The following is a 25180-nucleotide window of genomic DNA, read 5'->3' as shown; positions in this document are numbered from 1 at the left end:
ATGAATGAGGTGTAATCATGGTTGAACGTTTACAGAATAATTTTCAATTTATCGATGTCGACAGGGTTGATCCACGGAAAAAGGATATTGATGTTCGCAAAGCACAGTTTGTTGAGATCTATGATCCTTTTACGCCAAAGCAAACTGCTGAGCAAAGTCACCGTTGTCTGGAGTGTGGTAATCCCTACTGTGAATGGAAATGCCCGGTTCATAACTATATACCCAACTGGTTGAAGCTCGCGGCTGAGGGCAATATTCTGGAAGCCGTTGAGCTATCACACCAAACCAACTCTTTGCCAGAGGTTTGTGGCCGCGTTTGTCCACAGGATCGTCTTTGTGAAGGGGCTTGTACATTAAATGATGGGTTTGGTGCGGTAACGATTGGCTCCGTGGAAAAGTATATTACCGACACCGCCTTTGCTATGGGCTGGCGACCTGATTTATCTCATGTCGTTAAAACAGGCAAAAAAGTAGCTGTTGTTGGCGCTGGCCCAGCAGGGCTTGCCTGTGCTGATGTCTTGATTCGTAATGGTGTGACCCCTGTTGTTTTTGATCGTAATCCAGAAATTGGTGGCTTACTGACCTTTGGTATTCCTGAGTTTAAGCTTGAAAAAGAAGTGATTAAGCGACGCCGTGAAGTCTTCAGTCAAATGGGCGTGGAGTTCCACTTAAATACTGAGGTGGGTAAAGATATAACCATCGATACATTGCTTCAGGACTATGATGCTGTGTTTTTGGGGATGGGAACATACACCTATATGAAAGGTGGTTTTCCTGGTGAAGAATTACAAGGTGTTTATGAAGCGCTGCCCTATTTGGTTTCAAACACCAAGCGTTGCATGGGACTGAATACTGATAACGCAAGCTTTATTGATATGCGTGATCAGCGGCTAGTAGTGTTAGGTGGTGGTGATACCGCAATGGACTGTAATCGAACCGCGATCAGGCAAGGCGCTAAATCTGTGGTTTGTGCTTACCGTCGTGATGAGGAAAATATGCCTGGTTCTCGCCGTGAAGTTGCCAATGCGCGGGAGGAAGGCGTTCAGTTTTTATTTAACCGTCAACCTGTGGCGATTGTGGGTGAAGATCGGGTTGAAGGGGTTAAATTTGTGACTACGCGGTTAGGTGAGCCCGATGAAAATGGACGCCGTGTTCCCGAGACTGTTCCAGGCAGTGAAGAAGTCGTGCCTGCCGATGCAGTGATTATTGCCTTTGGTTTTCGTCCTAGCCCGGCCCCTTGGTTTACCGATTTAGGTATTGAAACGGATGCCTCTGGACGAGTTCTCGCGCTAGAAAAGAATGAATATCCTTTCCAGACAGCTAATCCTAAAGTGTTTGCGGGTGGGGATATGGTGCGTGGTTCAGACTTAGTAGTAACTGCTATTTGGGAAGGACGCCAAGCTGCAGAAGGTATTATGAATTACTTGGATGTTTAATGTTTTAGGTGTTTCTAACTAGCGTATAACAATTTTATAAACGGGCGTAAGCCCGTTTTTTTTATCACTTATTAAACTTCGAGAACCTGTTTGATTTGTGCAATAACCTGGCTTTTATCAAGCCTGTTGTGCTGCAGGGTAAAAGCGGATAGTGCACCTTTATGGTGACGGTCTATTTCAAGCATGACATGTGTGCAGTTGTTTTCAGGTACAAATGAAACCTCGACTTCCTTAAAATTAAATAAGCCCGAGTCTTTAGGGATGAAATCCAGTTCTTGATAGCAGCCACTTGTTGATGTAAAGGAGGGAGATTTCACAAAGCCTTTTGCTACATCGGCATAACTTAATATTAATCCACATTCTGTCATTGCCTCTAAAAAGGTAGACATCACATTGGTAGGGGCTATGTCGATATAGTCTCGATCAGAGGGATCAAGGGCTAAGTCGATATTTAAGCCTGTTTGTATCCATACTTTACAGGTTTCCGTAGGACAGTTGAGCTGAGTCACAGGTGTTTCGTAATGTAGCTGATAGGTGAATGGAATGATTTTTTCTTCACCTGCTTGAATAATAAAGCTTTCAGGTATTTTCCAGGACTGAATAATGTAGTGCGTTATATATTCCCCTTCGTCTGTTTCTGCTTCTGCTAAGGTAACAAGGGCGTGTTCCAGTCCTGCAATGTGTTGTTCTGTGTCTCCTCCCACAATGAACACTTCTCCAGTAATAGCTTCTCCTGGTTCATAGACTGACTGGGTAAGACGTGTGTCTACGGTAGCACTACCAATACCAATCGAGGCAAGAATCTTTTTAAACATACCTATCGTATCTACCTACAACGAAGACAAGACGCAAACTATATCAAAGGGGCTGCTTGCTGTCTCGGCAATCGCTTTGGTGTAAACTTGCCTGCCAGAATCTTACAGATGAGCTGTGATACAAGGTAATAAAAGCTATGGCTGAACTGAAAAATGATCGCTTTCTTCGCGCGTTGTTAAAAGAGCCTGTTGATCGCACACCTGTGTGGTTAATGCGACAAGCCGGACGCTATTTACCTGAGTATCGTGCGACACGTAGTCAGGCGGGTGACTTTATGGCGCTTTGTCAAAATCCTGAGCTGGCATGTGAAGTGACATTACAACCATTAGAACGCTACCCACTCGATGCAGCGATTTTATTTTCAGATATTTTAACGATTCCTGATGCAATGGGATTAGGGCTTTACTTTGAGCAAGGTGAAGGACCAAAGTTTAGAAAACCCATACAAACAGCTGCTGCTGTTGAGGCTTTGCCTGAAATTAAGACTGAGTCAGATTTGTCGTATGTACTTGATGCAGTTAAAACAATTCGTAGGGCATTAAATGGACGTGTTCCTCTCATTGGTTTTTCTGGTAGTCCTTGGACTTTAGCAACATATATGGTTGAAGGGGGGAGTACCAAAGATTTTCGCCATATCAAAGCAATGATGTATACACAGCCAGAGGTGATGCATCTATTATTGGATAAACTGGCAAACTCAGTGATTGATTATTTAAATGCGCAAATTTTAGCGGGTGCACAAGCTGTTCAGATATTTGATACTTGGGGTGGTGTGCTTAGCGATGCAGCGTATGATGAGTTTTCATTAGGCTACATGAATAAGATCATTGCTGGATTAATTAAAGAACATGATGGTCGGCAAGTGCCAGCAATTGTGTTTACTAAAAATGGTGGTCTTTGGTTAGAGCGAATTGCAAATAGCGGTGCGGATTGTGTGGGTTTAGATTGGACAATCAATATTGGGCAGGCCAGGAAACGAATTGGTGACCGTGTTGCTTTGCAAGGTAATATGGACCCGAGTGTGCTTTATGCTAAGCCAGAAAGAATTAAACAGGAGGTTGCGTCTATTTTGGCCGATTATGGTAGTGGCTCTGGCCATGTATTTAATTTGGGGCATGGTATACATCAGTTTGTAGAGCCTGATCAAGTGAATGTGTTTGTTGACGCAGTTCATGAGTTATCAGAAAAATATCATTCAAGTAAATAGTAGAAAATTTAATTCTATTTTACGATGCTTCCTTGCATCGAGCGCTTTACTGTTTTCCTGTTATGTGAGAATGATCTGTTGCATCATTTAAGTTAATTGCCTTCGTTGGTTACGCAGTAACAGCCCTGCAATTGCAGTCAATAGCATAAGCAGGGTTGAAGGCTCTGGTGTAGCTGTGGGTGGTTCTTCTGGTGCAATTTCTGCCAGAATTTTACTCACAACAAAGTCTGTAAAATTATCATCAAATTGAGTGGATAACACAAAAGCATCAGGGCCAGTAATTAGGTCTTCGGTGAGATATTCTTCTAACGTAGTTGGAAAATCTGGAGGTAATCCACCTAACAATGCTTCAAGTTCAGCTAAATATTCAGCCGCTGAATCGGGATCAAAAATCGCCAATGCATTAATAAATGCACCTGCTGCAGCGGCATCATCCCGCGCGCCATGAATAGCATCATCAAAAGCGGCTAAACATGCTTCTACCTCAAGTGCTGTGGGCGGATCACTAATAGGACATGGTAAACCAGGACGAAATACGTTTTGTACACCATCAGTAGAAACGTCAATGACCAGTTTTGTACCTTCGAAATCATTACCAAGCATCGATGCAAGTGCAACATCAACACCACTGGCTATGTTAGTACCAACGACATCTTCATCGGGAATTGCATCAATCGCCGTGGCGAATGCTTCAGCATCTGTTGCATTTTGTAGGTGAAACCAAGGCGTTGCTTGAACACCAGTTAATGCAAAAGGAAATGCGGCAACAGCAATACCATTTGTAAGAGAACTAATTGCTGCTTGAACACTGGCATCACGGAATGCATTCGCATAACCGTCCCGTTGTAAAATAAATTCACTCGCATCAATACTGCTTGATATATCAATAACGAGTGATAGTTCAGTATCCACTGGAACAGCATGAGCGTAATTGAACCAGGTAAAAGGTAAGAGGGCTGCTGCCATTATGCTTGATTTAAAAAATCGCATGGTATTTCCTCGGTAAAAATGACAGCAGCTTTACCGCAAGAATTATTCCCACTGTAAAAAAACCTTAAAAAACATTTGGTTACATTTTTGTGAAATAATTATATGTAAATTGTTTAGACAACAACTGTATTCAGTATTATGGTGAGCATTGCTAAGTTAAAATACAGTAAAGATAATTAGCTTTAATTGCGTGTTTAAGAGATCTAAATAATGAAGTATTCATTTGATAAAAAAACTACTTTGTTACAGGCCATATTGTTATTTTGTAGTATTGAGTATGCTATTGCTCAAGAAAGTAATGTTGAGGCACAAACTGGAGATGCTGATGCAGAAACATCAGGTAGCTTTTGGCAAACAATGAAAAGCTCCGCAGAGAATATGTCTGGTGACTTAGAAAAGAAAGCATCAGAAGGTCTTGAATATACCAAGCAAAAAATGGGAGAGTACCGAGAGTTTAAAGAGGAAAAAGCAAAAGAAGTGCTTGGTATTATCGATGATAATATGAAAGTAATAGAGGATGCAGGATTCAAAGTAAACGATCTTTATGTGAGCCTGAGTGTTGTGCCTGTTGTTACCGCAAAATTTAAACAGGTAAAACGTTTATCTGATGAAGAACTCAATAAACTATTAGAAAACTATCAAGATAAACCATTACTTGTTTATATTTTACGTTCACTCCATAATGCTTATGGTATGAACCTTTCTAATTACCATGTGGCTGATGTGAGTGTAAGAGCTTCAATTCCACCTGCAACAACAGTTCACTTAGAACGTACGCAATAAACTGCTTTTGGGTAAACTATTCTACTGAGTTCTTGCTTTTATCGATATGATATCTCTAAAAAAGTGCATTTTTAGAGGTGTTTTATCGAATAATCAATAAAGCAATACAGTATAAGTTAGTTGTTATTTTTCTTTAGTATTCTTCATTATTTTATAAATTCGCACTATATACTAAAGTCTAATTTACCTTTCATGCGGGTTTTTATATAAATACAGCAATAACTAAAGTTTCACCATAATATTTAAGCTACTAACTGCAGCATAGTGTTAACAGGCCCTAATAAAATTATTTTTTTGCAGTTTAGTAAAAATTCCTAAACCTTCACTGACTAACAATACTGAGCGATGGCCACATACCTTGACCACACTTAATATCATGGAAATAGCTTGATCAATTCGTGTTTGAAAGTTGTTCTTATCAACGATTTAGAGCGTTATTATTTTTTAATTTGTGCCGCAATCAACTTCTTATATATACCTTTATACTGATGTTGTTGCGGCATAGATTCTAATATATAACTATAAATTAAACCGCTTCTTGCATAACGTTGTTTTGTCGATATCTCACAATATCTTCAATAGAGACAATAGGAAGATTATAGGCTTTTGAGTAACGCAGGATATCATCCTGATTTGCCATGGTGCCATCATCATTCATAAGCTCACATAAGACACCTGCGGGTTTTAGCTTTGCAAGACACATCAAGTCTATAACCCCTTCAGTGTGACCTCGACGACTTAAAACGCCACCAGGTTCGGCTCTTAGTGGAAATACATGACCAGGGCGTTTCAAATCACTTGGTTTCGCATTATCAGCAATAGCGGTTTTGATGGTTTGTACACGGTCTGCGGCAGAAACACCTGTTGTTACACCTTCAGCTGCTTCGATGGTAATTGTAAAACCTGTGCCATAGTGACTGGTATTGTTTTCTACCATCATTGGCAAGTTGAGTGCTTTAAGTTTCTTCTCAGTAAGACATAAGCAAACAATACCGCTGCAATCTCGAATCAGCATAGCCATTTGCGTTTCTGTTAATGACTCTGCTGCAAATATTAGATCGGCTTCATTTTCACGGTCGTTATCATCAACGACAAGAACACCTTGACCTTGTTGAAGTGCGAAAAGTGCTTGCTCAACACGTTGTATAGAATGGTTTAAGGAATTTTCAAATGACTGATTCATGGTTTTACTCCAATAAATAGACCTGAATCAGGGCAAGGACGTATGCTTTTAATACAAAAACAGTTCACTCGACGAATGAGTGTATTACTGAGATATTACCCAATAAACAGTAAACCTAGAGTATAATTTTCATATATACGATCAACACAACCTTATTCCAGCAACTTACATTAAGCTGAGTAAGTGTTCCTGGTTTAATTGTTTGTCATACAATATTAGCCTCTAAAAAAGTGTGTTACTGGGTATACAATACGCCACTCTCTCCCATCCGGACTATCACCGTCGGCTTTGGAATCTCACCAAATCTGCTGACCTTGGTACAATACTTATCAAACTATTTGTCGTTAAATAATATATATAAACCAAGCGCTCGCGGGCTTTCCATGAATTAAGTCATAGAGCTGATTCATGGAATCACCGCCGGTGGGGAATTTCACCCCGCCCTGAGAACACGAGAATTATACTCTACAAATGATGTGTAGGGAAAGGTACTGAGTAGTTCTGAATATATTAAAACTGAAAGATGATCATGACACAGACTTAGGTAAATTGACAGAAACCATGAGTCCCCCGAGCGTGGAATGGTGCCCTTCAAAATCCATTGAGCCTTTATAGTATTTAACAATATTTTCGACAATATTTAAACCTAAGCCATGTCCTTCTACTTGTTCATCGAGTCGTTTGCCACGTTTAATAATGGTATGTAGCTGAGTATCATCAATACCTGGACCATCATCATGAATGGTGATTCTGATGGTATGATCTTGTCCAGATATGTTTAGAAGGACTGTTTTCTTAGCCCATTTACAGGCATTATCCAGTAAGTTACCGAATAACTCTAATGCATCCTCTCGATTAATATTAAGACGATCTGGCCAATGGTGGGGTTGCCATTCAATACGAACACCTTTATGTTGATAAATGGTATCAAGGCTATGTATTAAATCCATCAGATCTTGTTGAGGATAAAATTGTGCTCCAGGCAGTATATCGCCTGCAAGTCTCGCTTTCGTCAGAGTTTGCTCGGTAAGGACGCGAATAGTATTAGTTTGTTTCAGTAATTGGGATTTTATAGGATTGTCTTTTAGCTCAGTTTGAGCAAGTTGCTGGATAACGGCCAGTGGTGTTTTTAGTGAATGTCCTAGATCACCTGTCGCATTACGGCTACGTTGTAATAACTCTGCGGTATTTTCCAGTAGTTGATTTATCGTTTCAACGAGTGGCATTAACTCCTTTGGTGTTTGACGAGTGGATAATGTAGTTAGTTCACCGCTTTTTAATGCTTGAATTGATGCTGCGAGAGATACGAGTGGCTTCAGGCTTTTTTTTAGTAGCCACTGCTGTAATAAAATTAATACAATTAAAACTGCAATAAGTCCTGCAACTAAACTAAGTGTTAAAACCTGAAAACTTTGAGTTAATACGCTTACATCTTCTGCAACCGTAACCGTAAATTCTATGTCTTTTTGGATAAACCCCTGACTTAAGAGAATAAGATGTTGGTCATCTGGGCCGCTTATTTCTTGTCGTAGCCGTTTCCCGGCGGGTAAATTTTGTTGGGAAAAAAGTGAAAAGTCCCAGAGAGAACGTGATTGTATCCGTTGACTGTGACTTACGATAGTAAAATAGTGTCCAGAATAAATATAGGAATAATAATGGTTAAGTTTTTCTTCATCGAGCATGATTTTTTGTTGATGTATATCCAGGGAAGACACCAACGTTTCAATTTCATTGTTGAGCCGATTATTAAAAAAAGTCTTATAGGTGTTGTTTAATGTTAAATAGGTGATTAACGTAATAATAATCGTTAAGAAGATAACAGAGCCGGCTAATCCCCATGTGAGTGTACGGCTTATTGATTTCATGAAGTGTTTCCACGAAAAATGTAACCTTGACCACGACGGGTTTCGATGCTTTCTTTTCCTAACTTACGTCGTAGATGGGCGATATATACTTCAAGCACATTACTGTCTTTATCTTCGTCATAAGCGTAAAGTTGCTCAGTGAGTCGCTGTTTACTAAGTACTTTATTTGGATTTAGCATGAAGAAGCGTAACAGCCGGAATTCCATCGCGGTTAAATTATAGGTTTTACCTTGAAAGATAAGCTGCTGTTTTTCTTCATCAAGCGTAATTAGGCCATGTTGTAGAGAGCAGCTGTTTTGACCATGGTAGCGACTAATCACTGCATTTAATCGAGCTAGGAGTTCTTCTTGATAAAAAGGTTTTGGCAGGTAATCATCCGCTCCCGCCTTTAATCCTTCTACTCGCTCGTACCACTCGCCTCGTGCAGTGAGTATAATAACAGGGACTTTATTGCCTTTATTACGCCATTCTCGAAGAATAGTTAAGCCACTGATATCCGGTAATCCCAGGTCTAAAATAATGGCAGCATAGTCTTCTTCTTGTCCGAGGTGTAAAGCATCGACTCCATTTTCACATGTATCAACAACAAAGCCTGCTTGTTGTAGTGATTTTGCTGTGCTTTCCAATAAGGCTTGTTGATCATCAACCAACAAAATACGCATGCTTAGTCATCCTCTTCTACTTCAGTGACTTCACCGGTCTGTGCATTAATTTCAATTTCCCAGATGACGCCTTGTTTATCTAGAATCTTAAATTCGTACTCATAAAAGCCATCATCGTATTCCAGTTCTGCATTAAGTAACTTTCCTGAATGGTGTTGGCGGGCTATGCCTAGAAGGTGGTTAAAAGGTAAGATGATGCCACGCTTTTGTAAATCACGGGCCTGTTCTGGTGAGAGGTCCTCGTCACTTTGAGCGGGAGCTGTCAAGCATAGGCAAGTGAAGCATAAACTGAGTTTGGCTGCCTGTGTAATAAACTTCATTTGAACTCCATGCTGACTCATGTGTATTGTACACACTTCATTATTATAGTTATTGAGAGTGCTATTGTTTAGTTATAGCGTTATGGATTTCGCTGCAATGATGTTATTTTTGATTAAATAATAAACAGAGAAAAGGCTGAATAAGCCTTTCTCATAATAAGCTTGTTGTTTTTGAGTAAGCGTGACTAATCATCAAGTTCCATTTTAGTGACCTGACCAGTCTGAGCATTCACTTCAAGTTCCCAGTATGCTTTTTGTGCATCAATAATTGTAAACTCATATTCGTAACGTTCATGATCTTTCTCTAACTCTGAACGGATGATATTTCCAGGCTTGGTTTTTAGGGCTTGAGCTTGTAACACTGACAGTGGTTTGATGATGCCCTGCTCTTCAAGCTGCTTAGCTTGTGCTGGGCTTATATCATCATCAGCCATTACGTTGCTACAGGCAAGTACTGTGACTAAAGTGGTAAGTAGGGTTGTTTTCATGGTTAAACTCCATCGTGGGTAATTGATGGGGTTTAGTATATCTGGGCTAGCTTAATTAAAGCTGAATTCAGCTTTTAAGGTTTAATTAAGGTTGCTGCCTTTTCTTTTATTGTCAGTACATACTCTTCTTTGAGGTGGCATGCTTGGCTGTGCATAATTATAGTCGACAGTTTAAGTGCTATAAAACTGCTGACAACTATAGCAATATTTTTTTCCTTTAAAGCGTTTGACATGTTTTAAACAAAAGCGTGCAACTGTTTCACTAATGCCTATATTACACTTTGCACATTGGTATTGGCTTTCTGGCTTCTTTTTTACCTCTTCTCTTTGAGTGATACCAAGTCGTTGAAAGTAGTCTGCTTGTATGGGGGAGTGGTAGGACGCTAGCGTTTCAGCAAACTGCTTAAGTTTTTTACTACTGACTTTAGCCTTTGTTGTTGGCAGAGATGCTTGCTGGGCATCAATAAATTCTGCTACCTGATCAGCATGTATTATGTGGTTAACGTTAAGTGAGGAGCGCTGAGGACGCCGAATAAATGAGCTTGAAGGTACAAGTACACTATCAATAAACATAGGGTTTAATGGCTTGAACAACTTTCGAGCTTGAATCCCCTTATTCGAGATAAACGTGCTAAGAGCAACTTTTTGTTTTTCGTTTTGAGCTAGTGGAGACTCAATGATTCTATAGCCCTTAGGTGATACTACTTGAAAAGTACCATCACTGGTAATGGTCAACCCAGGATGAAAACTTTTGGATTTGAAAAAAAAACATTGTAAATGGGTATTAATGAGTAGATGGCTTGGCTGTATAAGGTAGCTTCCTTGCCAAAGGCGAAGTTGGTGGATAATTGCCCAATCGCTCCTATCGCCAAAGTGATGATCAATGAAATAGGCACTATTTTGTTCTACCTGGGCGTCATGTTTTAGCGATTTTAACCATAAATGTACTTGTTTCAATTGGCTGCTAGCAAGATCAAGACTGCTTAAATACTCTAGCTGCTGTATATGTTCATGGATATTGTCTGCTATTTTGATAATCATGGTACTGCCACTTTCTTAACTAAGCTTACCTGTGTACTTTGAGTGTGAGGAATTTATCAGCCCTTTTTATCTGACTCTTCACGGAATAAAATTATACGCCTTGTAGATTATTTTGATAGGGCTATAGTCCATGGCGTTAAGAATTGGCCATCAGTATAGGTAATATTGATTAAGACATACGGTGTATGCAGGTAACTGTTTTTATAATTGATTTAGTTAGCAGTTTTACTGGTCAAAAGGAATACAACTTTAGTCTTGTACCCGTTTTGATTTATATTGTACTTATTAAGTAGTTTGTACAGCCTTTATTATATGATTGAGTGATTTCTCTTCATACCGCTAAAAGCGAAAGCTTTTTTGGTGAAGGGTAAAAATCATATTAACAGGATATGTCAAAGCATATTCTCAATGTGAAAGGTGAACTGTAAGAGCAAGTATTGTTAAGTAGTGACGGTGTAGGTTGCGTTAAATGGCACAAATAGTCCCCTGGTTACAAGGTGCTGATGTTGGTTGTTATACAGATTGCGCCAGTGAAAATAGTCGTGATCATGTTTTGTCTATTATTAATTACTGGCGCAAACTAGGTCTTTTTTCTGGGTTTGAGCTTGATCAAGCATTCCTACAGAATGAGTCACTTCAAGCTATTACACTCGATATGCTGTTAAGCTCAAATCATAAGCTCCCCTGGCTAGTAAAAGAAAATATCCATAAGCAATCACCATGCGGTTATACTCTAATTTTATTGCCTTATGAAAAAAGCTACCTATTTAATAAGGTTTCTGAAGTATTTTCATGCTCAGATACAGCTTTAGACCGATTCATTCGCCGTGAACGTGGTATGTTTGATGGCATAAACTATTATGCTAGCTGTCAATTAACAGGGGATGGTCAATTAATGTCCCCAACTCTTCAGGTAAGTACACAGCCTTGGGCCTGTGGTCAATTACGTTCTATTTTAGTCAATGAGTTTCATTGGGAGGCTTTTGAAAAAGCTAACCAATTTGTCCTGGATGAATTATCAACATGGTATGATCAACTCGGGGCGATGGCCTTAGACAGTGCACGTTTGTTGAGTTTGGTGAGGCTTTTACAACAGTGGGCTGGAGTAGCCCCTACAGGTAAGCATGTAGCTTATTTAATCCCTCAAGTACAGTTATCAACGCTGAGTAGTGAATGTTCTTTTTCTTCCTCTAGTAAGCGGTTTTCAGTTGCCTACCATCCTCAACTGGCTAATTTAACCAATCTATTTAATCAGGTTAGCAAGCGTTATAACCATCAGCCGCTTTTGGATTACTTTGGTCAGACTAGAACTGGGCCTTTAAGCTCAGTCCTGTTAGATGATAAATCTGGGAGTAAACAGCATCCTGATGTGCTGAGTGAAATTATGCCTTGTCGTGCAAGGGGACTAAGAAAAAATACCTATGTTGATGATCCAACTTTACAGCCAATACTAGAAAAAATCCTGGTTGGCAAGCCGAAAGAGAATTTATATTGTATTAGCTCAGTGCTAAATACTGATCATGATGTTTTATGGCAGGACATGGTTGCTGAGATAGTGGTTCGAAGAGCAAAAGTGCTTAGCGAATTTGCTCATACTCGAAATACGATTACCCATTCAAGACAGGTTATGCTTAATGGTCAAGCATTTTCTATAGCTGGCTTTGATAAGCGTATTCTTAGTAATGATGTACTTGCGACTACGAATGAGCATAGCTCACTCGATACCAAGTTACACTGGTTAAAACAGTTAATACCTGGAAAACTAACCAGAGTAAATTTATTAGGTGAATTAGAAGAATTCTTTGGTGTTGCGGGTATTTCTGCATCTGAACTGTTAGCAGGTGCAGCAGAGCTTGGATATAACATTGAGTCGGTGGATTGCTTTAAAGCGGCTAAAATTAATTTTTTACAAAAAAATAGCGAATGTCAGGCATTTAGCCACAACATAAAGAAGTTATTTAAGTTGTATGAAAAAATAGAGAATGAATCTGCATCGCCACAAGCAGAGAATGGTTCCTTAAACGAAAAGCAAGCACAGTATCAATCTGTTTTAAAAACGCTTCAACAGCTAGATCAAGCATTAGAAGAAAATATTACTTACATACATTGGTTGAAGAAAGAGCTGATTAGTAATGAGCAACAGGCTCCTAGTTATTTATCACGAATTTATAACCCTAAAGCCTGGAAGGAATATCGTCATCAGCAAGATGAGTTACATCAGCAATTGGCTCATAGCGAAAAACAAATAGTAGCGCTAGAAAAGCAAAAACGCCTTGTTCAGTTACGTTATGAAGCACTTGCGCCAGAAATGTCGAAAGTGAGCATTAAACTGGAAGCACGTGAGCAGTATAAAAAGCAGCTTAAAGAGGATTACGTGGCGCTTTTGGCTGATCTAACGGGGCATGAGTTGGAATATAACCAGGATGGCTTACCTCAGCCTATTACGATACAAGACAAGCTACTCCAACAGTATAATACGAATCAGACTGAACTTTATTTGACAGCATTACAAGTGTACGTTGCTTGGGCTAATGAACTTGTTGAGCTGGAGTTAGTTGCCAATAATATTTCACTTATACAAGCAATAAAAACTGGTTTTGCTGGAGAAATTGAAACCGAAATTTTTACCGTGGCGTGGCAGTTATTAGGCGTTATAAATCCTGTTTTGGTTACGCCGCAAGACAATGTTGATAGATTATTACCACATTTTAAGCGTGGAGAGATAGATTGGTTATTGGTAAGTCATGGTGAATCACTTTCTCCATCAATTGCAGCATCCGCAATATGGTGTTCTAGAAGTACAGTCTTAGTCGGTAATCCACTAGAGTCCACACAAATGCATGCCATACCGGCTGAGTTACATCATTTGATCGGTTTGAATACGATAGGTGCGGATTATTCAAGTTGGTCACCATTAAACGTAAGTGCTTATAGTGTCGCGAATCGCCATTCTAAAGATACTAAACATGTTATGCCGGCAGGTAATAATGATGAATTATGCTTAAGTATGCCTTTACAGCGTGTTGGGTATTTTTTAGAAGCGCTAGGAAACTTTTGGCAAGAAAGTCTACCTCCCTGGTTTAAGTTACAGCATATCTATACCATAGAAAAAGTTAAGCCTTTTGGAAAAAGTATGTGGATTCACCTGGATGATGACTTTGATGAAGGGCGGTATTTTGCGTTACAACAGAAGCTCGTTTTACAGTTTGTTATGGCTCATTATATAGAAGAGCAGCAGTTACCTGATATGTGTATTGTTTGTCAGGGACAAAATGAGATTCAGATGCTGAAAAAAGTGGTTACTGATCCTTTGATTTGGCGTCAATGGCTACCTGATCAAGCAGTAAATACTTCACGAGAAATGTTAGAAAAATGGGCCAACCAATATATTTGTAGTTTACATAATGTCCATCAATGTAAAGCAGAGTTTCTTATAACTCTGATTCCTATTAATGGACTATTTGAAGACTGGTTACAGGAGTATCCTAATTTTCTACTTTCGTTAGTGTCTCAAATAACCCAAGCGGTTTATTTTTTCGGGCCTCACCATTTAGGAGACAAAAATAGCCGACTCAGTATGTTGCAGCAACACTTAACTTTACGAAAGTTACCTCCCGCGTTCTACGATGAAGTATTAGATGAATATGCTGATGATGCCATACAGACGGCCTAAATGACTTTCGACATTATTCAGGAACTAAGTGGCGACATACAGTTCGGTTATATTGAGGGCTTAGCTTTTCTTGTAAGAAAGGGAGCAGTGTTGTCAGTTGTGTATGAAGTTGCCATGGCGGATTAATAATAAAAAGTCCACTTCCGGTCATACCATGTTCTGAAGTGTCAGGGGTAATACAGTGTTCAATTTGCAGAATATTGCGGATTTTACTATCTCTTAGCTGCTGCTCCATTTTAGTGATTCGACTACGCTGTACGACAGGATACCACAATAAAAAAATACCAGTATTGAATCGTTTATAGCCTTCAATGAGCTGCTTAATAGCGGTTTGATACTCTGTTTTTATTTCATAGGATGGATCAATTAAAACAATGCCTCTTTTTATGTGTGGTGGTAGTGCACTTTTTAATGCGGCAAAGCCATCGCTTTGCTCAATACGAGCCTGTTGTACTTTTTTAAATAAGGTTTTGAGTTTTTCGTGATCTTTAGGATGAAGTTCATATAGCCGCATATAGTCATGATCACGTAAGTAATGTTGTACTATTAGCGGAGAACCTGGGTATGTGCTTAACTTTTTTTTGGGGTTAATTGTATGGATAGTATTTAGATAAGGCTGTAGTTCAGAAGGGGTGGTTGTGAGCGGCCAAAGTTGGCTGATACCATTAAGGAACTCTTGATTTTGTTGAGCTTTAGCTTGTGTTAGAGAGTAACTTCCAGCACCTGAGTGAGTATCTAGGTAGAAATAGGGTTTTTCTTTTTTGATTAAGTGTTCCAAACAAAGACATAATACCGAGTGTTTTAAAACATCGGCAAAGTTTCCTGCATGAAATGCGTGACGATAGCTAAGCACTATAAAGCCCTACGTAAGTCAATGATGAAGGTTATTATATACGCTTTACCATTGAGTTTTGAGGGTGTCGTATAACTATTGTGTCCAGGGCAAAACAAAGAGCACGAGTTTACTTGTTGTCGGACGATTGTTTTGCTTTTTCTTTACTGGTTGTTTCAGGTGAGGGTGGTGGTGTAATTTGGGAAAATGCTTCGAGTATTTTATAGGCCAAATTCTTATTATTAGGTAATGCTATTTGCATATCATTAAAGTCATCTATGGACTCAGGAATAAGTATATCTTTGGCGAGGGTTCGTTTACCGAAAAGTATTGTTAGCTTTTTACCTGCTTGCTCAGAGGCTGTCTTTGTCATGTTTTGATTAGCTTGCTTTTTTAGGGTTAGGTTTAAAAAGAGTTGTTTTTTTAAACCCATTCTTAGAGAAGCATCTTGAACATCAGTTTGCGTAATTTGTACTGTTTCATCGCCAAACTTAAAGGTAAGTGGTGTTTGAGCAAGGACATTCATTGACCAAGCAAGACAAATCAATAGCGCTACTGTATGTTTGACAATACTCATTCTATCTATTACCTCAATTGCGATCACAGCAAGTCAGATAGCTGTGACTACATATATAGAGGATAGTTTATCTATCAAATAAATTGTGTTAATGGTTTGTGTAAGACTTCTCACTCTCCATCCCTCAATCTTGGGAGGAAAAACGATCAGTTTAGTTTGGCTGTTAAGGAAATTATGCAGTCATATGTGGCCTGTGGTGATAGCGATGTATTTTGAGCCAACCCTGAAAGAGTTCAAACAAAAGTATGAAGATTAGTGGGGAGATGAGAAAGAACCCTAATGACCTTTGATAAGATAAGGAAGATACAAGCAGTTCTTCATTCAGGTAGCTGTTGGTGGGATGATATTTATCAAAGATAACATCGAGGTAGTCACCTTCAACGATTTGTTGGTAAGGGAGGTAAGCGAGTTGTGTATCTCTAATGTAGCGTTTGCCATTAACATTGTATTGATATTGAACCCAATAACGAGTGTGAGATTGTTCTGTTTGGTTGTTACAGTTGTAGTAACAAGGTTGGTTTAAGTGATCAGTATATAACTTATTGACTTGACCATAGATATGTTCACCTGTCGTGAAGACCGAGTTTACCTGATAGTAGTTTTGTAATGATATGAAACCAATGATGAACAGCACTAATGAGATGAATTTAAGCTGAAACATTGCTGAACCCTCTCCGTTGCTGGTGAAGTGCACTTTTAGGCTGTCGGGTCACATTCCCTGTATTGGCATCATAATATAACAACCATCACTTTCCTGTTATGTAAGCTGATATACCTTTCATTGTGAGTAAAGTTAAGTAATTAATTCCTTTACTCATTACCAGTGTAGACGAAGCATCTTTATTGTGAAAATAACTCATGCTTCTTAGTAATATTTTTCAAATTTATATGTGCTTTCTATATAAATCATTTTTATTAGAGTGTTTATTACTAATCATATTAATTAAATATGATAGTTTTATTGATAAAACTAAGCTAGTTGATTCGTTATTAGCGCTGATTTTAACTGGGTTATTTTTGTTCTTTAGTTTTGCTGATACTTTATTAATTGGATGATTTTAGTTAATGAAAATAGATGAATTCCTATAAAAAACTTTAAATGAAAAATGTGTTGAAAAGTCTTGTTGAAAACTTAAGGAGTAAGACGATGGAACGTCAGGTATGGCAAGTAAAAAAAACGGGTTCGTTAAATAGAATGGAGTTAGTGCAACAAATAATGAGTCCGCTTGCTGATAATCATGTACGTATAAAAGTAAAAGCAATTGGTTTGAATTATGCGGACATCTTTTCAGTTTTTGGCTTGTACTCCGCCACACCTAAAGGACGATTTACACCAGGATTAGAAGTTAGTGGAATCGTTGTAGCAACAGGCAAAGCAGTAAGCAACTATCGCATAGGCCAAGCGGTAATTGCTGTCACACGATTTGGTGGCTATAGCTCATTGATTGATTGCACAGCAAACTATATCTGGCCTTTGCCAGATAAGTGGCATTGGAATGAAGGTGCTGCATGGTTAGTTCAGACACTGACTGCTTGGTATGGGCTATGTAAACTGGCTAACGTGCAATCAGCACAGACGGTTCTTATCCATAGCGCTGCGGGAGGTGTAGGTTTAAGAGCAATGCAGTTGGTTAAAGCGTTAGGCGGAAAAGCTTATGGTGTTGTGGGAACTGCGACCAAAAAACAGTTTTTGGAAAAGCAGGGGTTTAGCGCACTCATCAGAAATAAGGGTGCTTATGCAAAACAGTTACAGTCACTCCCTGAAAAAGGCGTGGATGTAGTTTTAGATGCGATTGGTGGCAAGATTCAGCAAGCCGCTTACAGGTTTTTAAATCCTCAGGGTAAACTCGTAGTATTTGGTGCGGCAAATTTTACACCCGTGGGACAAAAGTTAAATTGGTTGCGCATAGTGTGGCAATTTTTGGTGCGACCTCGCTATGACCCATTAGCTATGATGTCAAACAATATCTCAATTCATGCTTTTAATCTGATTTGGTTGTGGGACCAACAGACGTTGTTGAATGAGGGTTATAAAGCAGTCCAGCAACTGCATTTACCCAAACCTTTTGTTGGTCGATCATATTCCTTTTCGCAAGCGATAGAGGCTCTTGATTATCTGCGTTCAGGACAATCTATAGGTAAAGTTGTTTTAATGGTTTAGAGGTATCGGTAGCTTTAATAAGTTTGGTAAGTACTGGTGAAAATCATTCACTAACTGAATAGCTTAAGAAAGCAAATTTATTTTGATGTTTTGGAGAAGATTAACATTTGTACATTTAATATTAATAATTTGTATCATTAAGGTTTGATAATTTTACAAGCTACTTAAAGAATTAATTACATTAAGTTAGTGAATATTATAGCTTAAGTTAGTAAATTAAATTCCTTTGTTTTATCAATGTATTAGTTGGTTGAATCTTGATAAAAATCACTTTATTTGCTTTTTTTTGATTGATTTATTTTTATAAAGCGATATTATTTGAAGCGCATAACTACTGCTTAAACAAAAATAATTTCTGATGGACTGATTTTTTGCCCGGTTAACTACCGGGCTTTTATTTTTGGTTTTCAATTTACCTTTAAACGTGTAGAATACTCAAGCAGCAAGCATTTAGCTCTGCTATATTAATTGAAAACGTTATTGGACTATATCAGTCTTGCACAAGATAATAAAAAGTCACAGATAACTATACTAAGCTTAGAGTGTGTCAGGTTTACAGATAGTGAACCTGGCTTTCTTTTATTATTACTCCCTCCTGAAGCTCAGTGCTATACGCGATATGAAGGCTTGAGAACAGTCTTTCAACACTCGTTTACTGCTTGTTTTTTCTATATATACCGTAATGGATGCTGTTAATGTATTGTATCTAGAACAGCTCTAGGTGTATTTCCAAGATAGGCAGATAATTAAGGAATTTATTTCACTAACATATTCTGTTAAAACCATTCAAACTTGTTAGGGCATACCCTTCATGAAGGGTATATAAAAACAGGTTAATTATTTTTAACATAGTGTGTAAAGGCATTGTGCTCCTATGTTTGACAAGATAAGCTCTTGCCTATTCGAGCTAATATAGTCTTTGGTAAAATAGACCGAATGATTTTCATGCCAAACTGAAGTTAACTATTGTGCTGTCATTACGAGGGCAATTCATTATGCAACAACATGTTTTAGCTGCATTGCAAGAGGCAGAGTCAGCATTAGCGCAATTGCTAAATAATACAGAGATGCAAAATACAATTGCTAATGCGGGAGATGCTATTGCTGAGGCGCTTAACCAAGGTGGTCATATCTATAGCTGTGGTAATGGCGGTTCAATGTGTGATGCAATGCACTTTGCTGAGGAGTTATCTGGTCGCTACCGCTTGGATAGACCAGGGCTAGCTGCTTCGGCAATAAGTGATCCAAGCCACATAAGTTGTGTATCAAATGACTTTGGCTATGAGCATATTTTTGCTCGATATGTACAAAGCCATATGCGTCCAGGTGATATTTTATTAGCCATTAGCACCAGTGGGACCAGTAAAAATATTGTTGCTGCGGCTGAAGTAGCTAAACAGAAGCAAGTTAAAATTATTGCGTTAACTGGGCGTCCTGACTCAACATTGGGGAATTTGGCTGATTTTGATATCTGTACACCTGGCGGACGCTTTGCTGATCGAGTACAAGAGTTACATATCAAAGTTATTCATATTTTCATGGAGTTGATTGAGCGTCGGTTATTCCCTCACCTTTATCAAGAGTAACGAGTTTGAATTCATCCAGTGATGACTGAAGCCTGATAGACTATTAATCATAATGTCAGTTGTGATGAAAATGCAGCCAATTGCTCTATTGGCTGCATGACCATTTTATAGTGCTTTTTACTCCGTTGTTGAGTCGAGATAGGTGGAATTTTGCGAAAGCAATTATCTCTATGCTGAGCTTTTGTAAAGATTTTCAATGTAGTTAAGGTTGGTAATGATGTGCTGAATAGGTTTGTTATTGAGACCTAATCTGCAATTGTAGTGTAAAGTACTTAAGCGTATGGTGTATTGTGCCTATGCCTTATTATTAGTGAAGCTTAATATTTTGAACGTAAAGTGCTACGTTTTTCCAATCACCTCCCTCCTTGTGCGTTTCCATCCACATTTTTCTTGAGAATAAATAATATACTGCTAGTCGTTGTGTTTCATAGAGTTACAATTTAATGAACTGTTTTTGACGAAACCAGAAAAGTATCACGGCAACCAGGAGTGTTTTTTTTATGCTATGGCAGTACTTTTTTGACTAAATGGTATTGCTATGTGTGGAAACAATCAGTTCATTCGAGCAACGATTTTTATGATTGTCTGCTGCATGGCTCCATCATATAGTTGGGCTGTCTTAGATAACCAAGATCAGTTGAGTCTCAGCCAGAGTTTATCTGTACTTTCTCAAAAATGGAGTCAATCTGCAGCGAGTAAAGCGTTTAAAATCTTTCGTAGTCCTCGTTATGGCAGACGAGACTTTCAGAGCTTCTTTACTAATTACTTTGTAAATCAACCATTTACAGAGCAGCTGCGTATTTACTTTGACTATTTGGGCTTCGTGTGGTCATTGCCCAATGTTCAAAAAAAAGTGAATCCAGCCTTAGCTGTAGCGATTCAACAGAATTTGCTTAGTTTATGTAATACAGCAGAGGCTTATACCCAGCTATCATCAGAAAAACAGTCATCTTTATTAAACCAGGCAAGATTTCTCAACTTGTATTCCAAAAGTGCTTCAAAGCAGCAGAAGAAAGCGCTTTATGAATTTTATTTGCAATGGTTGAAAAATATGCGTGATGCGCATGTTGAACAATCTTTCTATTGGATTATGCAGGCTCAGCTACTTATTAATGCATTGGATTTATTTGCACTGAATGTTGAGCTACGTATGGAGTTGGCAGATGCTGCAGGTTTATTGGGTGAACATCGACGGTTGTGGTTACAGCATGGTGTTGTCCTGTTAGAACAGCAAGAGCTGAGTGACCAGCAAAAGCGATGGGTTACTAGCTACTTGGAGAATTTGCCTATTGGGTTGCATAATCTGAGATATATTGCCTTGGCAACAGTACTTGAAGGAGAGAAAGGAACACAATTTGAGTTGACGACTGTTGGACAAGGTATAGTAATCGATAATCAAAACAGCGATTCTATACTTCCTGGTATGGCAGATTTAGATCCTTTCTATCTGGCACTCGCTAAGGGAGTTAGCCGAGTGATTGACCAATATAGTATACAGAGTGACTTTCAACTAAAGAAACGAAAACAGGTCTTACTTGCTGCAGCTGGGCTGGAAGCACACCATTATCTCGCAGCCCCCACTGAAAAGGGATACTTTGTGGATAACCCCAATGAGTTTTTTACCATGATGGGGTTGTATTGGAGCTTTGACAGTTATAAGTCTTTGCAATCAGCGGTTACTACATGGCGAAAAGGAAATCGTCACCCACTTCAACATGTGTTGTTTCTTACAGATGTTTACTCTAAAGGGAAGAGTGCATTACCGTTCTTTTACTTTGATGCTAAACGGGGATTGGAAACGCAAAAAGTAACTATTAAACGAGATTCTGAGGGAAATATTGTAGAACTTGTTGTCGGCAATGATTTATATGCGTTTTACTGGAAGTCCGGCTCAATTTACCGGGTTGAGCAAGTAAAGCTATTAGATAAAACACTATCAATATGAGGTATGGTAAGGAACAGCCTCATTAATGAGTGACTTTTTGTATGCCAAGGTGAACCCATGGTATTTTGGGTGCTTATATGAACTTGTTAGGCCAATCTTTTAGTTTTTTTGCTACTGGATGGCACTATTGACATATCCTGGTACGCTTTCATAGAGCAAATGAGTGCTTTAAAGTAGTAGAGTTGAATGTACCGCGACTAATTGATGAAAATTACTCAGGATTTCCTACCATAATGTAATGCAATATGCCTAATAAGCGTGAGAAATATCTTAATTTTACAATTTGGTATTGGCAAATAATGAAACCGAGTGTATAGTAGCCTGTCATTTATAAAGCTACTATTTTCACATCAAAACATAATAGTGTAATGCTTACCATCTGGATTGAAGCTTTAAGGAGATTCCTGCGCCAGCCTTCCCGCCGGATTAATGGTTGTATTGTATAGTGCAGTCGCTGCTAGCTAAAAAGCTTGCAATGGTTTGCCTATTTGATTTGACGATACCTGTATACGTCATTACAATCCGCGCGTACGGTTTGAACAGTGTAAACTTGAGGTGACCCTACATAGACTAATCTGAAGCAAGCCAAAAGGATTATCAGCAACTTTATTGAGTCATAAGGCTTTAAGCATGAGCTTTGACGTCTGAGTCTAGTGAACGCTGTAAAACTAGATTCCACTGAGTGTAATACCTCCCATTGCGTTGTTAATCATGCAAATACCATAATTTAAAGCTTTACGGGTAGCTGACTATAGCAGGTTATATAATCGCTAATGTAAATCCTTTGATTCAGGAGAGCATGTTATTTAATGCTATAGTTTATTGAGTTTTTAGGGTATTGAGTCTGCTGTTTGCAGTGCATATGGTTAAGCAATGAAAATAATACAGGTAGAACGACTTGGAGCTTTTCCTGTATATGTTAATGTTTAAAGAGTATTTGCTATTGGAGTAGTTAGGCATAGATCATGACAGACACTGTTAATTTCGAGCAAATTGAACGTTTAGAACAACTAATGGCTGTGGAGGAAGACATTCGCTCCTCCTACGAGGACAAACTAACATCATTTGAAAAACAAGTAGAATCATTAAAAAAACAGCTTCAATCTGCTAAAGCGGAAAGTAAACAGCTTAATAATCAAGTCTGTCAGCTACAAAAGAAAATCAAGCAAGCTAATACTGATCAGCTAAAACGTAAAAATCTTGATTTTAAAAAGAAGAATGAAGAGCTGACCAAAGGTAATCAGCTGCTTAAGAAAAAAGTCACTGAGTATAAAGAAAAAGTACAAAGTTTGACTCAAGAACTTGATAAAGCAAAGCAGGATACTGAAAATCAAGAATCTTCTGCTGAAGCTACAAGTAATGAAGTAAGCGCTAGTGTTGAAAAAACAGCAGCTGTAGAGGCTGTTTATACTTCTTCTAACGGTAATTGGAAAGTCTTCCCAGTTGAAGAGACTGAAGCTGACCAATACCCAGAAAATGCTAAATTCCGTATCCTTGACTGCCGTACAGGTTGCACTAAAGTAGCTATTCTGGAAAATAACGAGTTTCAGCTACCAGCAATTAGCCGTATGCCACAGGATGTTAAAGCGTTTATTGATGAATCTTTGAGTTAATACGTGGCCCCTCTTTAGTAAGTGGGGGCTCGTAAAAGCTCCCCCACTTTTTTATATAATGCGATTAAAATTGCTTATATCTTTTGTAGCGAGTCATACAAGATTCTCAATTTTTCTACCTGTATGCTTATTATACTCCGCAACTGTTGTATATGGGTATGTTGTTTGTGATGAACACCTTCATCATTTGATATGAGTTCATATGTGGTAAAAACTTTAGTACTTGTATCTAAAGACCTGCCTTGTCGAATAAGATTATACTAATATCTTAGTTTTCTAAGTCCGACACTTCATTTCATGTAACCTCTAGCGTTCCTTCTAGTCCATTAGCTAAATTGTGCAATTGTGTTTACAGCGTTTTAGCTGGCTAGTTTTACAATTGTAACTATAAAATTTTTGCTTATATCTAAAGACGAGTCACAACAGGAACTCTAAACACTTAAGACGAGCAACTTACCTGAATTGTTTTACTCCAAGCTGGGGCTTGTTTTGCGTATTCCTCATTTTCATGTTGTTCGTCATAAGGGGTAGACAAAATCTTGAGAAGCTTGTCTATTTCACTAAAGTCTTTTTGTTCTGCTTTTTCTATCGCAACTTGAGCTAAATAATTACGTAAAATGTATTTAGGATTGACTGACTTCATGATATTTGTACGTTGTTGCTCGTTAACATTTTCAGATAATAAACGAGTGGCGTAATGAGCTAGCCATGCATCTAATTGTTCTGTGTCGTTGAAAAGACAGCTAAGCTTTTTGTGTGCTTGGTTTGGCTTGTAATCACTAAGGTAACGAAAGAAAAGTGTATAATCAGGTTGTTGATCTTGTAATAGTTGAAATAATTCTGTAATTAAATCTTTATCTGTATTTTTTTCTTCAAAAAGACCTAGTTTTTTTCTAATAAGCCTATCATAGCATTGGAAAAAATATTCAGGGAATTTATTAAGAGCGGCTTTAATATCTTCTACTGGAGCTAAAGGTAGCAATGCTTGCCCTAGGCAACTACAGTTCCAATAGGCAATGCTTGGTTGCTGATTAAATGCATAACGTCCTTGATAGTCTGAGTGATTGCAAATATAGGTAGCATCAAAGTTATCCAAAAAGCCAAAGGGGCCAAAATCAAATGTCTCGCCAATAATCGACATATTATCTGTATTCATAACGCCATGCGCAAAGCCAACGGCCTGCCATTTTGCAATTAATTCAGCCGTTTTCTGAATAACTTGTTGGAAAAAAAATAAATAGGAATTGGGTTGCTCTAGTGCATCAGGAAAATGTCGCTGAATGGTATAATCAGCTAACGTTTTAAGTGCACTATGTTGTTGAGTGTAATAAAAATACTCAAAAGTACCAAAGCGTATATGACTTTGTGCGAGTCTTATGAGAGAAGCGCCTGACTCAACTTTCTCACGATAAACGAGCTCACTGCTTCCAAAAATGCATAATCCTCGGGTGGTGGGAATACCTAAATGATGAAGCGCCTCACTACCTAAATATTCTCGTATTGTTGAACGTAATACAGCGCGACCATCACCATCACGGGAAAAGGGGGTAAGGCCTGCTCCTTTTAAATGTATATCCCATCGTTCCTGCTTTTTATTGAGTACCTCCCCTAGTAATAATCCCCGCCCATCACCTAATTGAGGATTGTAACTACCAAACTGGTGTCCAGAGTAGACCATTGCTATTGGGTCCATGCTTGCTAAGGGGGATAGTCCACTAAAGGCATTAATAAACTCGGCACGGTATTGTTCAGTAGGAGATAAATCAATTAAGGCTGCAGCTGATGGGTTGAAGCTAACGAGGTGAGTGGACTCCAAAGGGGACGGTTTGATTCGCTGAAAAAAGGTCTCAGGAAGAGAGTTCACAAATGAGTTATCAAAAGGAAGTGCTTGCGTTGAATACATGACTTAGTCCCATTAGACCCAGATACTCTTCGCTTACAGTGTACGTGTTTTTTAACTATAGAGAACCCAATAAAAGGTAAGGGTATCCCCAGGAGATAG

20 protein-coding genes and 1 riboswitch are annotated in these 25180 nt (G+C 38.6%); of the genes, 8 read left to right on the top strand and 12 right to left on the bottom strand.

Translation table 11 applies throughout. From position 1 onward, the window contains the following. The first annotated feature begins 17 nt into the window (after window positions 1–17). Window positions 18–1436, top strand: a complete 1419-nt coding sequence (locus ACQ96U_RS20425) for an FAD-dependent oxidoreductase (RefSeq protein ID WP_431723120.1) — start codon at window positions 18–20, stop codon at window positions 1434–1436. Window positions 1437–1507: 71 nt separating this feature from the next. Here ACQ96U_RS20425 and ACQ96U_RS20420 read toward each other — a convergent pair whose 3' ends face one another. Then, window positions 1508–2251 (bottom strand): sporulation protein, encoded by a 744-nt coding sequence (locus ACQ96U_RS20420; RefSeq protein ID WP_431723119.1) that lies wholly within the window; start codon window positions 2249–2251, stop codon window positions 1508–1510. 137 nt (window positions 2252–2388) lie between these two features. Between ACQ96U_RS20420 and hemE the strand changes: the two genes are divergently transcribed. Beyond that, window positions 2389–3459 (top strand): uroporphyrinogen decarboxylase, encoded by a 1071-nt coding sequence (gene hemE, locus ACQ96U_RS20415; RefSeq protein WP_431723118.1) that lies wholly within the window; start codon window positions 2389–2391, stop codon window positions 3457–3459. 87 nt (window positions 3460–3546) lie between these two features. Here hemE and ACQ96U_RS20410 read toward each other — a convergent pair whose 3' ends face one another. After that, window positions 3547–4449 carry a DUF1194 domain-containing protein gene (locus ACQ96U_RS20410; RefSeq protein ID WP_431723117.1) on the bottom strand — a complete coding sequence of 301 codons (903 nt, stop codon included), beginning with the start codon at window positions 4447–4449 and terminating at the stop codon, window positions 3547–3549. Between the two features lie 210 nt (window positions 4450–4659). Here ACQ96U_RS20410 and ACQ96U_RS20405 point away from each other — a divergent pair, with 210 nt between their 5' ends. Beyond that, complete coding sequence (locus ACQ96U_RS20405; protein WP_431723116.1) at window positions 4660–5232, top strand: hypothetical protein; 573 nt, start codon at window positions 4660–4662, stop codon at window positions 5230–5232. Window positions 5233–5758: 526 nt separating this feature from the next. Here the strand turns inward: ACQ96U_RS20405 and ribB are convergent. From ribB to ACQ96U_RS20375, 6 genes are all read right to left on the bottom strand, one after another. Continuing rightward, a complete protein-coding gene (gene ribB, locus ACQ96U_RS20400; RefSeq protein WP_431723115.1) occupies window positions 5759–6415 on the bottom strand; it encodes a 3,4-dihydroxy-2-butanone-4-phosphate synthase in 657 nt (218 codons plus the stop codon). 252 nt (window positions 6416–6667) lie between these two features. Next, a riboswitch (FMN riboswitch) is annotated at window positions 6668–6870 on the bottom strand. A gap of 72 nt (window positions 6871–6942) precedes the next feature. Continuing rightward, window positions 6943–8280: an ATP-binding protein gene (locus tag ACQ96U_RS20395; protein WP_431723114.1), complete on the bottom strand. Its 1338-nt coding sequence runs from the start codon at window positions 8278–8280 to the stop codon at window positions 6943–6945. Continuing rightward, the gene (locus tag ACQ96U_RS20390) at window positions 8277–8942 is read right to left on the bottom strand and encodes a response regulator transcription factor (RefSeq protein ID WP_431723113.1); all 666 of its coding nucleotides are present in this window, start codon (window positions 8940–8942) and stop codon (window positions 8277–8279) included. Before ACQ96U_RS20390 ends, ACQ96U_RS20395 begins: the two co-directional genes overlap by 4 nt. Before the next feature lie 2 nt (window positions 8943–8944). Beyond that, window positions 8945–9262 carry a PepSY domain-containing protein gene (locus ACQ96U_RS20385; protein WP_431723112.1) on the bottom strand — a complete coding sequence of 106 codons (318 nt, stop codon included), beginning with the start codon at window positions 9260–9262 and terminating at the stop codon, window positions 8945–8947. Between the two features lie 185 nt (window positions 9263–9447). Beyond that, window positions 9448–9750 carry a PepSY domain-containing protein gene (locus ACQ96U_RS20380; RefSeq protein ID WP_431723111.1) on the bottom strand — a complete coding sequence of 101 codons (303 nt, stop codon included), beginning with the start codon at window positions 9748–9750 and terminating at the stop codon, window positions 9448–9450. Between the two features lie 171 nt (window positions 9751–9921). Beyond that, complete coding sequence (locus tag ACQ96U_RS20375; protein WP_431723110.1) at window positions 9922–10791, bottom strand: nuclease-related domain-containing protein; 870 nt, start codon at window positions 10789–10791, stop codon at window positions 9922–9924. A gap of 469 nt (window positions 10792–11260) precedes the next feature. On the opposite strand from ACQ96U_RS20375, the gene ACQ96U_RS20370 reads away from it, so the two are divergent. Beyond that, window positions 11261–14464 (top strand): hypothetical protein, encoded by a 3204-nt coding sequence (locus ACQ96U_RS20370; protein WP_431723109.1) that lies wholly within the window; start codon window positions 11261–11263, stop codon window positions 14462–14464. A 13-nt stretch (window positions 14465–14477) separates the two neighbouring features. Here the strand turns inward: ACQ96U_RS20370 and ACQ96U_RS20365 are convergent, their stop codons facing one another. The 3 genes from ACQ96U_RS20365 to ACQ96U_RS20355 all read right to left on the bottom strand — a co-directional run bounded on the left by ACQ96U_RS20365 (window position 14478) and on the right by ACQ96U_RS20355 (window position 16534). Beyond that, window positions 14478–15317, bottom strand: coding sequence for a 23S rRNA (adenine(2030)-N(6))-methyltransferase RlmJ (locus ACQ96U_RS20365; RefSeq protein WP_431723108.1), 840 nt, complete (start codon window positions 15315–15317; stop codon window positions 14478–14480). 109 nt (window positions 15318–15426) lie between these two features. Continuing rightward, window positions 15427–15873, bottom strand: a complete 447-nt coding sequence (locus tag ACQ96U_RS20360) for a hypothetical protein (protein WP_431723107.1) — start codon at window positions 15871–15873, stop codon at window positions 15427–15429. Window positions 15874–16045: 172 nt separating this feature from the next. Next, window positions 16046–16534: a hypothetical protein gene (locus ACQ96U_RS20355; protein ID WP_431723106.1), complete on the bottom strand. Its 489-nt coding sequence runs from the start codon at window positions 16532–16534 to the stop codon at window positions 16046–16048. Window positions 16535–17020: 486 nt separating this feature from the next. Between ACQ96U_RS20355 and ACQ96U_RS20350 the strand changes: the two genes are divergently transcribed. The 4 genes from ACQ96U_RS20350 (at window position 17021) to ACQ96U_RS20335 (ending at window position 23178) form a co-directional block, all read left to right on the top strand. After that, window positions 17021–18034: a zinc-binding dehydrogenase gene (locus ACQ96U_RS20350; RefSeq protein WP_431723105.1), complete on the top strand. Its 1014-nt coding sequence runs from the start codon at window positions 17021–17023 to the stop codon at window positions 18032–18034. A 995-nt stretch (window positions 18035–19029) separates the two neighbouring features. Further along, the gene (locus tag ACQ96U_RS20345) at window positions 19030–19620 is read left to right on the top strand and encodes an SIS domain-containing protein (RefSeq protein WP_431723104.1); all 591 of its coding nucleotides are present in this window, start codon (window positions 19030–19032) and stop codon (window positions 19618–19620) included. Between the two features lie 592 nt (window positions 19621–20212). Then, a complete protein-coding gene (locus ACQ96U_RS20340; RefSeq protein WP_431723103.1) occupies window positions 20213–21565 on the top strand; it encodes a hypothetical protein in 1353 nt (450 codons plus the stop codon). Between the two features lie 965 nt (window positions 21566–22530). Then, on the top strand, window positions 22531–23178 hold the full coding sequence (locus ACQ96U_RS20335; protein ID WP_431723102.1) for a hypothetical protein: 648 nt from the start codon (window positions 22531–22533) through the stop codon (window positions 23176–23178). Window positions 23179–23617: 439 nt separating this feature from the next. On the opposite strand, the gene ACQ96U_RS20330 is transcribed toward ACQ96U_RS20335, so the two are convergent. Further along, window positions 23618–25081 (bottom strand): protein adenylyltransferase SelO, encoded by a 1464-nt coding sequence (locus ACQ96U_RS20330; RefSeq protein ID WP_431723101.1) that lies wholly within the window; start codon window positions 25079–25081, stop codon window positions 23618–23620. Between the last annotated feature and the right edge of the window lie 99 nt (window positions 25082–25180).

It is taken from the genome of Zooshikella sp. RANM57, from assembly GCF_050749885.1.
Taxonomy (GTDB): Bacteria; Pseudomonadota; Gammaproteobacteria; order Pseudomonadales; family Zooshikellaceae; genus Zooshikella.
Note: the sequence above shows the minus strand (reverse complement) of the source record. Positions and strands in the feature narration are given on the sequence as shown.